Below are 15,363 nucleotides of genomic sequence, written 5' to 3' on the forward strand. Positions count from 1 at the left end.
CCGGCATCCGGGCCGGGCTCGATCGGTGGCCCATCAGGCAAAACGGCCCGCCAGGTGACTGGCGGGCCGTTTGCATTTGTCGAGCGGCGGCGCGGTGGCGTCAGCTCTTCAGGCGATAGCCCGTCTTGAAGATCCAGCGCACGGTCAGCATGCAGGCCACCAGGAACAGCAGCGTCATGCCGATGCTCACCAGCACGTTCACGTCCGACACCCCGTAGAAACTCCAGCGGAAACCGCTGACGAGATAGACCACCGGGTTGGCCAGCGTGACCTTCTGCCAGAACGGCGGCAACATCTGGATCGAGTAGAACGTCCCGCCCAGGAAGGTGAGCGGCGTGATGATCATGAGCGGAATGATCTGCAGCTTCTCGAAGCCGTCGGCCCAGACGCCGATGATGAAGCCGAACAGACTGAACGTGACGGCCGTGAGCACCAGGAACGCCAGCATGAAGATCGGATGCTCGATGCTGAAGTCGACGAAGAGCCGCGCGGTGGCGAGCATGATCAGGCCGAGCACGATGCTCTTGGTCGCCGCGGCCCCCACATATCCCGCCACGATCTCGATGTACGAGATCGGCGCCGAATGGATCTCGTAGATCGTGCCGGAAAACCTCGGCATATAGATGCCGAACGAGGCGTTGGCCACGCTCTGCGTCAGCAGCGACAGCATGATCATGCCCGGCACGATGAAGGCGCCGTAGCTGACGCCTTCGATCTGCACCATGTGGGCGCCGATCGCGGAGCCGAACACGACGAAGTAAAGCGAGGTGGAGATTACCGGCGAGGCCACGCTCTGCATGAGCGTGCGCCAGGCGCGGGCCATTTCGAAGCCATAGATGGCGCGTATACCGTACCAGTTCATGTTTGCTCGTGTACCAGGCTGACGAAGATGTCTTCGAGCGAACTCTCCGACGAAGACAGATCGGAATAGGCGATCCCCAGACGGTCGATCTGACGCAGCAGACGCATCAGCGCCTCGGAATCGCGCTGGGTGTCGTAGGTGTAGATCAACTCGGCGCCGTCATTGCCCAGTTCGAGCGAGAAGTCGGCCAGCGCTTGCGGCACCTCCTGGAGCGGCGCGGCCAGCGCGATGCGCAGCTGCTTCTTGCCCAGCTTCTGCATCAGCGTGCGCGTCTCTTCGACCAGGATGATCTCGCCCTTGCGAATCACGCCCACCCGGTCGGCCATCTCCTGCGCCTCTTCGATGTAGTGCGTGGTCAGGATGATCGTGACGCCCTGCTCGCGCAGACGCCGCACCATCTCCCACATGCCGCGCCGCAGTTCCACGTCGACGCCCGCGGTGGGTTCGTCGAGGAACAGGATGCGAGGCTCGTGCGAAAGCGCCTTGGCGATCATGACGCGCCGCTTCATCCCGCCCGACAGGGCCAGGATGCGGCTGTCCTTCTTGTCCCACAGCGACAGGTCGCGCAGCACGCGCTCGATATGGGCGGGATTGGCGCGCTTGCCGAACAGCCCGCGCGAGAACGACACCGTGTTCCAGACGGTCTCGAACACATCGGTGTTGATTTCCTGCGGCACCAGGCCGATGGCGGCGCGCGCCTCGCGATAGGCGGTGACGTTGTCGTGACCGTCGGCGAGCACCCGGCCGGCCGTGGCGTTGACGATGCCGCAGATGATGCTGATGAGCGTGGTCTTGCCCGCGCCGTTCGGGCCGAGCAGCGCGAAGATCTCGCCCCGGCGGATGTCCAGGTCGATCTTCTTGAGCGCCTGGTGGCCGGAAGCATAGGTCTTGGTCAGGCCCTGCACGGAAATGACGATATCAGTCTGCACGCAGACCCCTTATGGACGAATCGAGTGCAGATTTTAACGAAACGACCCGCCCCGATTGTTCACTCTGAGCGAACTATCCGTTGCAAATCCGCCCGCCAATCCCCGCGTCACACATGACCCGCTAGAATGCCGGTGCGGCCACTTCCGCTGCCGCGCAAACTCCCATCCCATGACCGACTTACGCTTCGAGGAACTGAACGCCACCGACATCGACGCCCTGGTGGCGCTGTGCCGTGCGGTGGACTGGCGCTTTTCCGCCGCCGATTTCGCCACGCAACTGGCGGCCGGCCGACTGTTCGGCCTGCGTGGCCAATCGCCCGACCAGCCCGCCCTGATCGCGGCGGGCGGCACCTTCGACTTCGGCAGTCATGGCGCGATCGGCGCCGTGATGATTCAGCCCGAATGGCAGCGCCGCGGTATCGGGCGCGCGTTGATGCAGCACCTGCAAGACACGCTGCCGGCGGGCCGTGCCATCAGTCTCATCGCCACCGATGCCGGCGTGCCGCTCTACGAACGCCTGGGCTACCGCGCGGGCGGACGCATCACCCGGATGAGCGCGCCGCTCACGGCGCTCGACTGGTACGCCGGTGCCCCGGCGGCCCCCGCCGACCGCATCCTGCCCGCCCGTCCCGAAGACATCGTCACGCTCGAGGCCCTCGACGTCGCCGCCACCGGCGCTCGCCGCGCCGCGCTGGTGCTGGCCCGCCGCGCGCAGGCGCACAGCGCCTTCCTGGCCCTGGACTCGGGCGGCGCGCCGAGCGGCTATGCGCTCGGCGTCCCGCAAGGCCCGATCACGCTGATCGGCCCGGTCATCGCCCGCAACGACGAAGACGCGCTGGCGCTGATCGAATCCGTGGCCCGCGCGGCCGCGCGTCAGGCCGGCTGCGAATCGCTGCGCCTGGACCTGGCGCCGGCGCAGGACACGCTGGCCGAGGCACTGCAGGCCCGTGGCTTCACCATCGACGACAGGCCGGTCATCATGACGCTCGGCGCCGAGCCCGACACCCAGCCCGGTTATGGCCCGTTCGTGCGCGCCGTGGCCGCGCAGACCTACGGTTAGGCCGGCTCGCCAGACGGCATTCGAGCGAAGGCCCCGGCGGCGCGAGCATCTGCTCGCCCTGCCGGGGCCTTTTTACTGATGCATCGAGACGCGAGGCGGCGGGCGCATGCCCATCGCCCGCGCGCGATCACACCAGGGTGAGGGTCACGTCGATGTTGCCACGCGTGGCGTTCGAGTACGGGCACACGATGTGGGCCTTTTCGATCAGCGACTCGGCAACGTCACGCTCCAGGCCGGGCAGCGAGATCTTGAGCTCGACCTCGATGCCGAAGCCGGTCGGGATGGCGCCGATACCGACCGCGCCTTCGATGGACACGTCGTTGCCCAGCGCGATCTTCTCGCGGCCGGCCACGAACTTCAGCGCGCCCAGGAAGCATGCGGAATAGCCCGCTGCGAACAGTTGTTCGGGGTTGGTGCCTTCACCGCCGGCGCCGCCGAGTTCGCGCGGGGTGGTCAGGCGCACGTCCAGCACGTTGTCCGAGGACGTGGCGCGGCCGTCGCGGCCACCGGTGGCTTTGGCATGGGCGGTGTAGAGGACTTTTTCGATCGACATGGTGAAACTCCTGTAGAGGTAGACAAGCAGTGAAGGGTCAGACTGAAACAAAGATCAAAACAGCATTCAAACAAATACTATTGCAAACGATTAAATAGCGCACTACTTATTTGTGGAAAAAAAAGCGGGTGCTCATTCCACATAGCCCGCCATCCGCTCGCGCAGCGCCTCGAGCTGTTGCTTGAGCTGCGCCAGCTCTTCGACCGGACAGGCCAGCGCGCAACCGACTTCGGCCGGCACCTCGGTGGCCTTGGCGCGCAAGGCCCGGCCCGCCGCGGTCAGGGTGATGACGATATGGCGCTCGTCATCCGCGGCACGCACACGCTTGAGCAAGCCTGCGGTTTCCATGCGCTTGAGCAGCGGCGTGAGCGTGGCCGAATCCAGAAACAGGCGCTTGCCGATGTCCGACAGGCTCACGCCATCGCGTTCCCAGAGCACCATCATAACCAGGTACTGCGGATAGGTCAGGTCCAGATGCGCCAGCAGCTTGCGATACAGCTTGTTCATGGCCAGCACCGTCGAGTGCAGGGCAAAGCACAGCTGATTGTCGAGCAGCAGCGACTCGGGTCCTGCGGCAGGCTGAGCACTGCGCTTGCCGCGGGTCGAGGAGGAAGTGGCCTTGGCGTTCATGATGGAATCAGTTTACATAGCGCGCTATTTAATCGCAAGTTATTTTTTGTGGGCGGTGTGGCCGGCGCGCCTCCCCTTCCCCGCTTCGGACCCTCGCCCTGTGCGCTTCGGACGCGTGCCCTGCCCTTCACAGGTCTTCGTCATCCTCCTGGTGCGCCGGAAGCAGCCACGCCGTCAGCGCGCAGGCACCGGCGGTGATGAGCCATTGCAGCAGGAAGAAGACGGAGTAAAAGCCCACGCGCCCGGTCACGGCGTGGCCGAACACCGTGATGTCGAGCGGGTCGACCAGCGCGAACACGAGGCCGCTGCCCACCGCCGCCGCCACGAAGGCGGGCCAGAGAATCCACATCAGCTCACGAGGGCGCAGACGCATGTGCGGCCCCTCAGCGCCGTGGCGCGCTGTCCGGCGCCGGCGCGGCGATCGGCGCGCCGGCGGGCGCCACGTCGGCATGACGCTCGACCACCAGGCCCCGGCGCACGCCGCCATCGATGATGGGCGCGTCGGGGTGATAGGTGTAGGCCAGATAGATCGTCGCGAAGCATCCGATCAGCGCGGCGGCCGGCCCGGCCATCAGGATCCAGGGCCAGGGCTCGCGATACCACGGACGGACGATCTCGGTTGCGGAATGGGTCATGGTCGGCTCCTTGCTGGCCGCATCACTGCGGCAGATAAAAACTCGCGGCTTCGTGCAGATCGAGCTGCGCGCCGGATTGGCCGGGCGCGCTGCGCAGCACGAACTGGATGGGATGTGAACCGGGCGTGCCGGCGTCGGTCGGCGCACGCACCACCACCGGCACGAGCAGATTGCTCGAGGGCGGCACACGCACTTCCTGGCGGTCTTCGGGCACCGTGCGCACGCTCAGGCCCGGCAGGCCATCGGCCGCCAGCTGCAGCGTGAGCGGCTCGTTGGATGTGTTGATGAACTGCAGGCGGTAGATGTTTTCGATCAGGCCGCCGGCGACTTCGCGCGCCAGCACATTGCGGTCGCGCACCACGTCGACCCGCAGCGGGCTGCGCAGCGCAAGACTGACGACGAAACCCACGGCCAGCAATCCGATGGCAGCCCCGTAGACCAGCACGCGCGGACGCCACAGACGCCGGCGCGTGGCGCGCGCGTCCAGGCCATCGGCAATGGCGCGGTCCGAGGTATATCGGATCAGGCCCTTGGGGTACTGCATCTTGTCCATCACCTGCGCACAGGCATCGATACACGCCCCACAGCCGATGCACATGTACTGCAGGCCGTCGCGGATGTCGATGCCGGTGGGGCACACCTGCACGCACAGGCTGCAATCGACGCAATCGCCCATACCCGCGCCCCGGTGATCGACCTTGCGCGAGCGGCCTCCACGCGGCTCGCCGCGCTTGTGATCGTAGGTGACCACGAAGGTGTCGCGATCCACCATCACGCTCTGAAAGCGGGCATAGGGGCACATGTACTTGCACACCGACTCGCGCATGAAGCCGGCGTTGCCCCAGGTGGCGAAGCCGTAGAACAGCATCCAGAACCATTGCCACGGCCCCAGCTGCAGCGTGAAGAGTTGCTCGCCCAGGTCGCGGATCGGCGCGAAGTAGCCGATGAAGGTCGAACCGGTCCACCACGCCAGCAGAATCCACAGCGCGTGCTTGCTCAGCTTGAGCCGGATCTTGCGCGCGTTCCAGGGGGCCTCGTCGAGCCGGATCCGCGCCAGGCGATCGCCTTCGATGCGGCGCTCGATCCACATGAAGATTTCGGTGTAGACGGTCTGGGGACAGGCGTAGCCGCAGAAGAGCCGCCCCGCCACGGCGGTGAACAGGAACAGCGCCAGCGCGCTGATCACCAGCAGCACCGCGAGATAGACCACGTCCTGAGGCCACAACACCAGGCCGAAGAGATAGAACTTGCGCGCGGCCAGATCGAACAGCACGGCCTGCCGCCCCTCCCATTGCACCCACGGAAGCCCGTAGAACACCAGCTGGGTGAGCACCACGAATACGATGCGCCAGTGCGCGAACGTCCCGCTGACCGACCGAGGATGCAGCTTGACCCGAACCTCGGCGATGCGGCTTTCGACCGAGCCGGGCGCGGGCGGCGCGGGGCGCCATAGCGGGGCGGCGTCGCCCTCGTCGGCACCCGGCGGCGTGTCGCCCTGCGGTGCGTGAGAAGAAGCGGATTCGGATACAGCGAGTCGTGTCATGGTTTGGCCATCAAGGCTGAGGCGGGGCGCTCGGCCGGCGGATCACCGCGCGTGGCGATGCGCGGACCGCGTCCGGCCGGCCGCGCGCGCGGCGCGTGCGCCACGGCGCATGTCTTGCGCTCGTGGCCGGCCAGGACGGCGTGCGAGGTCATTGCGTGGCGACGGCCGGCGCGGCGACGGCGGCCGGCGCAGTGGCCGCGGTCGCGGTCGGGGTCGCCGCGACGCCGGCCGGCGCGGCGCTGGCCGGCGCGGCGGGGGCCGCGGCAGCGGCCGTGGACCGATTCGACAAGCCCCAGACCCACGCGGTCAGCAGACGGATCTGCTCGGGCGTGAGGATCTCCTTGTGCGCAGGCATGCGGTTGTCGCGACCTTCGCGAATCGTGCGCACGATGCTGGCTTCTGAACTGCCGTAGAGCCAGACATCGTCCGTCAGATTGGGCGCGCCGAGCGCCGTATTGCCCTTGCCATCGACACCGTGACAGGCCACGCAGAAGTTGCCGAACTCGCGCTTGCCGCGGAACACCCGCACCGGGTCCGAGGCCAGGCCGGACATCGATCGCACGTAGTGGGCGATGTCGGTCGCCATGCGGGCGTCGACCACGCTGCCCCAGGGCGGCATGATGCCGTGGCGGCCTTCCGTGATGCTGGTCTCGATGTTCTCGGGCAGGCCGCCATGCAGCCAGTCGTTGTCCGCCAGGTTGGGAAAGCCGGGGGCGCCACGGGCGTCCGAGCCATGGCATTGCGCGCAGGTGCTGAGGAACAGCCGCTGCCCGGCCTCGCGGGCCGCCGTGTCACCGGCCAGCTGCGGCACGCTCATGCCCTCGAAGCGCGCGTACAGCGGCTTGACGGCCTCGCGCTGCTCGGCCTGCTTGTCGGCCACCTCACCGGCGGTCGTGTAGCCCAGCATGCCCTTGTACGCGCCCAGGCCCGGGAACAGCACGAGATACACGAGCGCGAATACACAGAACAGCAGGTACATCCAGGTCCACCAGCGCGGCACCGGGTTGTTGAGCTCGGTGAGGTCGCCGTCCCAGACGTGGCCGGTGTCTTCGACCGGCCCCGCCGTGGGCTGATCGCCCAGCCAGCGGCGCTGCGTGTACAGCAGCCACACGCACCACACGATGCCACCCACGGCGATGATGCCGATGAAGTAGCCCCAGAATCCGTTGACGAAATCGCTCATGGTTTCCCCGTCGTTTCGGAGTGGACGGGCGCGTTCTCGGCGCCTTCGTCCGGCAGGGCGAACGGCAGCAGGGCCGACGCCGCGTTATCAGGTTGGCGGTGGCGGGACCAGGCCCACCACACGATGCCGCAGAACGTCGCCATGGAAATGGCGGTAATCACGCTGGAGAGCATCAACATCGCATCACTCCTTGGGGGCGGGCGCCGCGCTCGTGGCCGGCGTGACGGGCGAGCCCGCCGCCGGCGCGGCAGGCGCCCCGGCCTGGGCCTGACGCCGCGCGGCCACGCCGAGCACCTGCAGGTACGCGATCAGCGCGTCTTCTTCGGTCTTGCCGGCGAGGGCCTCGGGCGCCGCGGCGATCGCGGCGTCGTCGTAAGGCACGCCGAGCCTGCGCAGCGCACGCATGCGGTCCTGCACATCGGCATCGGCGACGCTGCCGTGCTGCAGCCACGGGTAGGCCGGCATGTTCGACTCGGGCACCACGGCGCGCGGATCGCGCAGGTGAATGCGATGCCATTCGTCGGTGTAGCGCTCGCCCACGCGGGCCAGGTCGGGCCCCGTGCGCTTGGAGCCCCACAGGAACGGATGATCGAACACCGACTCCGAAGCGAGCGAGTAAGCGCCGTAGCGCTGCACCTCGGACTGCAGCATGCGCACCTGCTGCGAGTGACAGCCCACGCAACCCTCACGGATATAGATGTCGCGGCCGATCAGCGTGAGCGCGTCGTACGGCTTGACCCCCGGCGCGGCCTGGGTGGTGGAGTGCTGAAAGAACAGCGGCACGATCTGCACCAGCCCCGCGAACGAGACCACGAGAATGCTGGCGATGATCATCAGCCCGATGTTCTTTTCGAGCGTCTGGTGCGAGAAGAAGCGCGGCTTGGCGTTGTTCTGGCTCATGTCGTCTCTCCTCAGGCAACGGCCGGTGCGGTGACGCGCGGGGCGGCGGGCGTGGCGCCCGGCAGCGGCACCGCCGGATTCACGGCTTGCGCGCCGCGCACGGTGTGCCAGACGTTCCAGGCCATCACGCACACGCCACTCAGGTACAGCGTGCCGCCCAGCAGACGGATCAGGTAGTACGGCACCCGGGTCTTGAGCTCTTCGACGAAGCTGTACACCGGCAGACCGTCGGCACCCATATCGCGCCACATCAGGCCCTGCTGCACGCCGGCGATCCACATCGCCGCGATGTACAGCACCACGCCGATGGTGGCCACCCAGAAATGCAGCTCGATGGCGCGGATGCTGTACATGCGCTCACGGCCATACAGACGCGGAATCAGGTAATACAGCGCGCCGAAGGTGATCATCGCCACCCAGCCCAGCGCGCCGGAATGGACGTGGCCGATGGTCCAGTCGGTGTAGTGCGAGAGGGAGTTGACCGTACGGATCGACATCATCGAGCCCTCGAAGGTCGACATGCCGTAGAACGACAGCGCCGTGACGAGGAACTTGAGGATCGGGTCCGTGCGCAGCTTGTGCCAGGCACCCTGCAGCGTCATGATGCCGTTGATCATGCCGCCCCACGACGGCGCCAGCAGCACCAGCGAGAAGGTCATGCCGAGCGACTGGGTCCAGTCGGGCAGCGAGGTGTAGAGCAGATGGTGCGGGCCGGCCCACATGTACGTGAACGCGAGCGCCCAGAAGTGCACGATCGAGAGGCGGTACGAGTAGATCGGGCGGCCGGCCTGCTTGGGCACGAAGTAATACATCATGCCCAGGAAGCTGGTGGTCAGGAAAAAGCCCACCGCGTTATGGCCGTACCACCATTGCACCATGGCATCCTGCACGCCCGAGTACGCCGAGTACGACTTCCACAGCGACACCGGCATTTCGATGTTGTTGAAGATGTGGAGAATGGCGATGGTCAGGATGTACGAACCGAAAAACCAGTTCGCCACATAGATGTGCTTGACCCGGCGCTTCACGATGGTGCCGAAGAACACCACCGCGTAGGCCACCCACACGGCCGTGATCAGGATGTCGATCGGCCATTCGAGCTCGGCGTATTCCTTGCTCGAGGTGATGCCGAGCGGCAGCGTGATGGCCGCGGCGACGATCACCAGCTGCCAGCCCCAGAACGTGAAGGCGGCCAGCGGCGCACAGAACAGGCGCACCTGACAGGTGCGCTGCACGACGTAGTACGACGTGGCGAAGAGCGCGCTGCCGCCGAACGCGAAGATCACCGCGTTGGTGTGCAGCGGGCGCAGCCGGCCATAGCTCAGCCAGGCGGTGTCGAAATTCAGTTGTGGCCAAATCAGCTGGGCCGCGATCAGCACGCCGACGGCCATGCCGACGATGCCCCAGACCACCGTCATGAGGGCGAACTGCCTCACCACGGTGTAGTTGAACTGCTCCGGCGGCGCCGGGACGGTGCCATCGCTCATCAGACTTCCCCTAAAGAAACCGCAACACCACAAACGATTTGTTTCGTTTTGAATGATGCGCGCGGGTCCTGTTTCGGGGCTTGATTTGCGTCAAGCGCTTGCAAGGCAGCGGGGAACTCAGCCGTCGCTGTCGCGCAGGATGGACACGGCCTCCTGCTCGGTGTCGTCGAACTGGCCGTTGAATACGGCCCACCACAGCGCCACGCCGATCGCGAGCACGAACGCGAGCGACAGCGGCAGCAGCAGATACATGATGGTCATGCCGCCTCCAGCGTCACGGCGGCGTCGGCGGCGGGCCGGGCACGGGCCAGGCGCCAGGCGTTCAGCGCCACGGCGACCGTGGACAGCAGCATGGCGAGCGCGGCCAGCCAGGGCGTCATCCAGCCGGTCAGGGCGGGCGGCACCATCAGCAGGTGCCAGGCGAGCGAGCCATACAGGCTCTGCCGGGCGATGCGACGCATGCGCGCCATCACGTGCCGCGCGTGCAGCGCCGCATCGGACGGCGCGACACCATCCGGTTGCGGCTGCAACAAAGCCGACTGGGCGGCCGCCACCGTGGCGGGCACCGCCATGGCCATGGCGCACGGACAGCTCATGACCAACAGCGCCACCATCACCGACACCGAGCGCGCGGGTTCGATCCAGAGCCAGGCCGCGCCGGCGGCCAGCGCCAGCAGCACCTGTGCCGTGACAAAGCGCGCCGCCACCCGATCGGCCTGCGCGCCCAGCTCGGCGGCCAGCGGCGCCAGCGCGCCGGGCACGGCGATGCCGCCCACCCGTTGCCGCGCACAGAGCTCGAGATAGCGCGCCGCCAGCAGGAACGCCACGAACATCGTGACCGAGTCGAAATAGACTTCGCCGTGTTGCTGCCAGGTGGCCCAGACGCTGGGCAGGAAGGCGCCCACGATGCCGAGCGCGACGGGCACGTCCATGCCGGCGCGCGCCTGACGCAGGCTGCGCCACGCGCCGCGCCACAGCGGCCAGGCGCAATACATGACGACGGGGACCGTCAGCACCAGGCTGGCCCAGTTCATCAACACGATCGCGCGGTCCAGCGTGAAGGCCGCGTCTTCGGGCATCGATTGCCCGCTGAGGTAGCCGGGCCAGGCCAGCATCATCACCTGCATCATGACCAGCCAGGACACCCCCAGGCGCGCGAGCGCGTGGCGCCGCAATTGACGCTCGGCCGTTCCGAGGACGGACGGCATGGCGAAGATCGACGGGGCGAGCGGACGACGCGCGGCGAGGCCGGCGGGATCACAATCGGACGAAGGATGGCTCATGCTGCCGATCGTAGGCCGCCGCCGCCAGGTGCCCCTTGATCTGGATCAAGGGCGCAACCGGCACGGGGCAAAAAAAGCGGGGTGCCCCTCCGACAAGGCACCCCGAACCCACTCTACAACAGGAACGTCCGGATGCGGACGGGGCGGCCGGCCCGGCCCCCCACCCGCTTTACTCGAGCTTCAGGGACTCAGGCGGCGCGCACCGCCGGCTCGGCGTGGCCATGTTCGAACTGCGCTTCCTCGGTCGAGCCGGTCAGGGCCGTGGTCGACGAGCGGCCGCCCTCGATGGTCTGCGTGACCGCGTCGAAGTAGCCGGTGCCCACTTCGCGCTGGTGCTTCACGGCGGTGAAGCCGAGATCGGCGGCGGCGAACTCCTTCTGCTGCAGTTCCACGAACGCGCTCATCTGGCGGCGGGCGTAGCCGTGCGCCAGCTCGAACATGCCGTAGTTCAGCGAATGGAAGCCGGCCAGGGTGATGAACTGGAACTTGTAGCCCATGGCACCGAGCTCGCGCTGGAACTTGGCGATCGTGTCGTCGTCGAGGTTCTTCTTCCAGTTGAACGACGGCGAGCAGTTGTAGGCCAGCAGCTTGCCCGGGAACTGGCGATGCACGGCCTCGGCGAACTTGCGCGCGTATTCGAGGTTGGGCGTCGAGGTCTCGCACCAGATCAGATCGGCGTAGGGGGCATAGGCGAGACCGCGCGAGATGGCCTGATCGATGCCGGCGCGGGTGCGGAAGAAGCCCTCGACCGTGCGCTCACCGGTGATGAACGGGCGGTCGTTTTCGTCGACGTCGCTGGTCACCAGATCGGCCGCATCGGCATCGGTACGCGCCAGCAGCAGCGTGGGCGTGCCGCACACGTCGGCGGCCAGACGGGCCGACACGAGCTTGGCCACGGCCTCGCGGGTGGGCACCAGCACCTTGCCGCCCATGTGACCGCACTTTTTCACCGAGGCGAGCTGGTCTTCGAAGTGCACGCCGGCGGCGCCCGCCTCGATCATGCCCTTCATCAGCTCGAAGGCGTTCAGCACGCCGCCGAAGCCCGCCTCGGCGTCGGCCACGATCGGCGCGAAGAAGTCGATATAGCCCTCGTCGCCCGGGTTCTTGCCTTCCATCCACTGGATCTGGTCGCAACGGGCCAGGGCATTGTTGATCCGGCGCACCACCTGCGGCACGGAGTTGGCGGGGTACAGCGATTGATCGGGGTACATCTCGCCGGCCAGGTTGGCGTCGCCGGCGACCTGCCAGCCCGACAGATAGATGGCCTTCAGCCCGGCCTTGACCTGCTGCATGGCCTGATTGCCCGTCAGCGCACCCAGCGAATTGACGAAGGGCTCGGAATGCAGGGATTGCCAGAGCCGCTCGGCGCCACGGCGGGCCAGCGAATGCTCGACGGCCACCGAACCGCGCAGACGAATCACGTCCTCGGCGCTATAGCCACGCTTGATGCCTTGCCAGCGAGCCTGCTCGGCCCAGTCTTTTTGCAGATTGCGGATTTCGGTTTCGCGCTTGCTCATGATGTGCTCCAGAAGGTGAAAAAGAAGACTGCGGGAACGGGAAACTGTGAAGGCATCCCCATCGGGGTCGGGGTGCCGGACCGATCGCCGGATCGCGGTGCGCGGGTGCTGCCCTTGGAAAACAGTCTATGCCTCTGCTGCAAAGCAATGCGCGGCTGACTCTTATATGAGATGAAAAATATATTCCTTTAAAATCAACAAATTAAAAGAACCATTTCGCATAGCGAAAGGATTTTCAGTACCGTGAAATGAGCCTACGTTGCCGCGCAACATGCGTTTTCGCATGCCGCGATGAGCGTTTCACGGTATGAAAAATGCGCGCTTCCGGCAGCGCCTACAATGCCGTCTGGCTTCTCTAGACCCTCATCACGAATGTCGCTGTCCAACGCCCCGCTGGGCCACTCTGTCGCCTACCCCTCCGCCTACGATCCGTCGCTGCTGTTTCCCATTCCGCGCGCCGCCAATCGCGAGGCGCTCGCCCTGGACGAACTCCCGGGCGCGCAAGCCGGCACGCTGCCGTTCCGCGGCGCGGATCTCTGGAATGCGTACGAGCTCTCCTGGCTCGATGCGAAGGGCAAGCCGCGCGTGGCGATGGCCACGTTCACCGTGCCGGCCGACAGCCCCAACATCATCGAATCGAAGTCGTTCAAGCTCTATCTGAATTCGTTCAACCAGACGCGCCTGGCCAATGCGCAGATGCTGCGCGATCACCTCGAGCGCGATCTGAGCCTGGCGGCCGGCGCGCCGGTCGGGCTGGACTTCATCCTGCCGCAGCGTTTCGGTGATCTGGCGATGGGCGAGCTGCGGGGCGACTACCTCGACAAGCTCGACGTGGAGATCGACACCTATGAGCCGGCGCCGCAACTGCTGAAAGTGACGGGCGACGAGATCGTCGAAGAGACGCTGGCGTCGCGCCTGCTGAAATCGAATTGCCCCGTGACCGGCCAGCCCGACTGGGCCAGCGTGCAGATCCACTATCGGGGCCGTCCGCTGGATCGCGCGGCGCTGCTGAAGTACATCGTGTCGTTCCGCCAGCACGCGGAGTTTCACGAGCACTGCGTCGAACGCATCTTTACGGACGTGATGCGCGCCTGCCAGCCCGAATGGCTGACCGTGTATGCGCGCTACACGCGCCGCGGCGGCCTGGATATCAATCCCTGGCGCAGCAACGCGCCGGGCGCGGCGCTGCCCGCCGATGTGCGGATGGTGCGTCAATAAGACAGGCCGCGGCGCGGCCGAGGCGGGCCGGCGCGCGGCACCGCCGAGGCGTGGGCGCCTGGCTTTGCGTGAGCCGATAGACGAAGGGCGGCCAGGGCCGCCCTTCTCATTGCCGCATCAGGCGGCGCGGCGCGCCTGGATCGCGATCCACTGGGCGAGCACCGCGCCCAGGGCGAAGGCGATGCCCGCCCCCACCCACGGCCCATGCGAGAGGCCGGCGTCCAGCAGCAGACCGAAGGCCAGCGGCCCGAAGGCCGAGCCGACGTCCATGCCCGAATAGACCAGGCCATAGACGGAGCCGGTGGCGCCCTTGGGCGTCACGCGGCGGATCAGCATGTCGCGCGAGGGCGCGGCCACGCCGGCGCAAAAACCGGCCACGGCCACGACGCCCGCCGCAAGACTGGCCGGCACCCAGCCCATCGCGAGCACCACCAACGTGAGACCGGCCATCAACAGCGCCGCGGTCACGGTGCGCTCGGTCCGCGGCGTTGCCGAGACCAGGAAACCGCCCGCGGCCATGCCGACGGCGGACGCCACCATATAGCCGGACAGCGCGCCGCTCGCCACGACCTTGGACAGGTCGTAGAGCTGCTGCAGCAGCGGGATCGTGTAGTTCTGCACCGACGACAGCGCCACCGAGGTGCAGGCGAAAAAGAGGAACGCGCCCCACAGCGCGGGGCGGGCCAGCAGATCCTGCAGGGTCTGCCAGGCGGACGCGGACGGCGCGGCGGGCCGGGCAGGCGCGGCAGCGGCACTGGCAGCCGCGGCCGAAGTGGCTGCCGCTGCCACGCCCGGCGTGGCGACGCCCGGCGCGGCAATGCCCGGCGTCGCGATGCCCGCGGTCGCGCTGGTGCCGCCCGACGCAGCGGCGCCCGACGCAGCGACGCCCGACGCAGCGGCGCCCGACACCTCATCGGCATCGTCCTCGTCGGCCAGCAGACGCCGGCCCAGGATGGTCAGAAGCAGCACCACCGCCACCAGCGCGGCCGCCGAGAACGCGGCCACGCGCCAGTTGGCGAGCAGCGTGATGCTGGTGATGAACACCGGTGTCAGCGCCCACCCGAGGTTGCCGGTCAGGCCATGCAGTGAAAAGGCATGTCCCAGGCGCGCCGGCGAAACGCGGTGGTTGATGAGCGAGTAATCCGCCGGATGGAAGATCGAATTGCCGATCCCGCCGATCACCGCCGCCAGCATCAGCATGGCGTAGCCGTTGGCCGCGCCGATCAGGGAGGCGGACAGCACGAAGGCGGCCAGCCCGAACCACAGGACGGGACGCGCCCCGATGCGGTCGACCACGAAGCCCGACGAAGCCTGGCCCACGCCGGAAACCACGTAGAACACCGACACCAGCAAACCGAGCCGGGCGAAATCGAGACCGAACTCCTGCCCCAGCGACACGTACAGCGAGGGCAGCAGCAGCTGGAAAAAGTGCGAACTGGCGTGCGCCACGCCGATCAGCATGATGGTCTGCCAATCGCGCCGGCGCAGGTCAGGGGAGTCCAGGGGAGCGGTATCGACTGCGGTATTCATGAAACGGCCTTGCCCGCGGGTGGGGCTGCATGG

The 15,363-nt window shown here is 67.1% G+C and carries 17 protein-coding genes; 2 read left to right on the top strand and 15 right to left on the bottom strand.

The genetic code is table 11. From position 1 onward, the window contains the following. Window positions 1-100: 100 nt before the first annotated feature. Window positions 101-862, bottom strand: a complete 762-nt coding sequence (locus tag CAL25_RS13190; protein WP_094800670.1) for an ABC transporter permease — start codon at window positions 860-862, stop codon at window positions 101-103. Continuing rightward, the gene (locus tag CAL25_RS13195; protein WP_094800672.1) at window positions 859-1,791 is read right to left on the bottom strand and encodes an ABC transporter ATP-binding protein; all 933 of its coding nucleotides are present in this window, start codon (window positions 1,789-1,791) and stop codon (window positions 859-861) included. The genes CAL25_RS13190 and CAL25_RS13195 overlap by 4 nt, the downstream gene beginning before the upstream one ends. Window positions 1,792-1,960: 169 nt before the next feature. Here CAL25_RS13195 and CAL25_RS13200 point away from each other — a divergent pair, with 169 nt between their 5' ends. After that, window positions 1,961-2,851 (top strand): GNAT family N-acetyltransferase, encoded by an 891-nt coding sequence (locus CAL25_RS13200; protein ID WP_094800674.1) that lies wholly within the window; start codon window positions 1,961-1,963, stop codon window positions 2,849-2,851. 127 nt (window positions 2,852-2,978) lie between these two features. Here the strand turns inward: CAL25_RS13200 and CAL25_RS13205 are convergent, their stop codons facing one another. The 12 genes from CAL25_RS13205 to aceA form a co-directional block, all read right to left on the bottom strand. Next, window positions 2,979-3,404, bottom strand: coding sequence for an organic hydroperoxide resistance protein (locus CAL25_RS13205; RefSeq protein ID WP_094800676.1), 426 nt, complete (start codon window positions 3,402-3,404; stop codon window positions 2,979-2,981). 132 nt (window positions 3,405-3,536) lie between these two features. Further along, window positions 3,537-4,034 (bottom strand): MarR family winged helix-turn-helix transcriptional regulator, encoded by a 498-nt coding sequence (locus CAL25_RS13210; protein WP_094800678.1) that lies wholly within the window; start codon window positions 4,032-4,034, stop codon window positions 3,537-3,539. Window positions 4,035-4,161: 127 nt separating this feature from the next. After that, complete coding sequence (locus CAL25_RS13215) at window positions 4,162-4,401, bottom strand: hypothetical protein (protein WP_094800808.1); 240 nt, start codon at window positions 4,399-4,401, stop codon at window positions 4,162-4,164. 16 nt (window positions 4,402-4,417) lie between these two features. Further along, window positions 4,418-4,669, bottom strand: a complete 252-nt coding sequence (locus CAL25_RS13220) for a hypothetical protein (RefSeq protein WP_094800680.1) — start codon at window positions 4,667-4,669, stop codon at window positions 4,418-4,420. Window positions 4,670-4,691: 22 nt separating this feature from the next. Next, window positions 4,692-6,212 (bottom strand): cytochrome c oxidase accessory protein CcoG, encoded by a 1,521-nt coding sequence (gene ccoG, locus CAL25_RS13225; RefSeq protein ID WP_094800682.1) that lies wholly within the window; start codon window positions 6,210-6,212, stop codon window positions 4,692-4,694. 148 nt (window positions 6,213-6,360) lie between these two features. Next, complete coding sequence (ccoP, locus tag CAL25_RS13230) at window positions 6,361-7,395, bottom strand: cytochrome-c oxidase, cbb3-type subunit III (RefSeq protein WP_094800684.1); 1,035 nt, start codon at window positions 7,393-7,395, stop codon at window positions 6,361-6,363. Then, the gene (locus CAL25_RS13235; RefSeq protein WP_094800686.1) at window positions 7,392-7,574 is read right to left on the bottom strand and encodes a cbb3-type cytochrome oxidase subunit 3; all 183 of its coding nucleotides are present in this window, start codon (window positions 7,572-7,574) and stop codon (window positions 7,392-7,394) included. The genes ccoP and CAL25_RS13235 overlap by 4 nt, the downstream gene beginning before the upstream one ends. A gap of 4 nt (window positions 7,575-7,578) precedes the next feature. Next, window positions 7,579-8,295 carry a cytochrome-c oxidase, cbb3-type subunit II gene (gene ccoO, locus CAL25_RS13240; protein WP_094800688.1) on the bottom strand — a complete coding sequence of 239 codons (717 nt, stop codon included), beginning with the start codon at window positions 8,293-8,295 and terminating at the stop codon, window positions 7,579-7,581. An 11-nt stretch (window positions 8,296-8,306) separates the two neighbouring features. Continuing rightward, entirely contained in the window at window positions 8,307-9,782 is a 1,476-nt protein-coding gene (ccoN, locus tag CAL25_RS13245) for a cytochrome-c oxidase, cbb3-type subunit I (protein WP_094800690.1), read from the bottom strand. A 117-nt stretch (window positions 9,783-9,899) separates the two neighbouring features. Next, window positions 9,900-10,043 carry a cbb3-type cytochrome oxidase assembly protein CcoS gene (ccoS, locus tag CAL25_RS13250; protein WP_094800692.1) on the bottom strand — a complete coding sequence of 48 codons (144 nt, stop codon included), beginning with the start codon at window positions 10,041-10,043 and terminating at the stop codon, window positions 9,900-9,902. Beyond that, window positions 10,040-10,990, bottom strand: a complete 951-nt coding sequence (locus CAL25_RS13255) for a hypothetical protein (protein WP_094800810.1) — start codon at window positions 10,988-10,990, stop codon at window positions 10,040-10,042. Before CAL25_RS13255 ends, ccoS begins: the two co-directional genes overlap by 4 nt. 263 nt (window positions 10,991-11,253) lie before the next feature. Then, complete coding sequence (gene aceA, locus CAL25_RS13260; RefSeq protein ID WP_094800694.1) at window positions 11,254-12,582, bottom strand: isocitrate lyase; 1,329 nt, start codon at window positions 12,580-12,582, stop codon at window positions 11,254-11,256. 372 nt (window positions 12,583-12,954) lie between these two features. Between aceA and queF the strand changes: the two genes are divergently transcribed. Continuing rightward, a complete protein-coding gene (gene queF, locus CAL25_RS13265) occupies window positions 12,955-13,800 on the top strand; it encodes an NADPH-dependent 7-cyano-7-deazaguanine reductase QueF (RefSeq protein WP_094800696.1) in 846 nt (281 codons plus the stop codon). Window positions 13,801-13,917: 117 nt separating this feature from the next. Here the strand turns inward: queF and CAL25_RS13270 are convergent, their stop codons facing one another. Further along, window positions 13,918-15,330, bottom strand: a complete 1,413-nt coding sequence (locus tag CAL25_RS13270; protein WP_094800698.1) for an MFS transporter — start codon at window positions 15,328-15,330, stop codon at window positions 13,918-13,920. Between the last annotated feature and the right edge of the window lie 33 nt (window positions 15,331-15,363).

Origin of the sequence: Bordetella genomosp. 5 (assembly GCF_002261315.1) — a bacterium.
In the GTDB taxonomy this organism is placed as follows: Bacteria; Pseudomonadota; Gammaproteobacteria; order Burkholderiales; family Burkholderiaceae_B; genus Bordetella.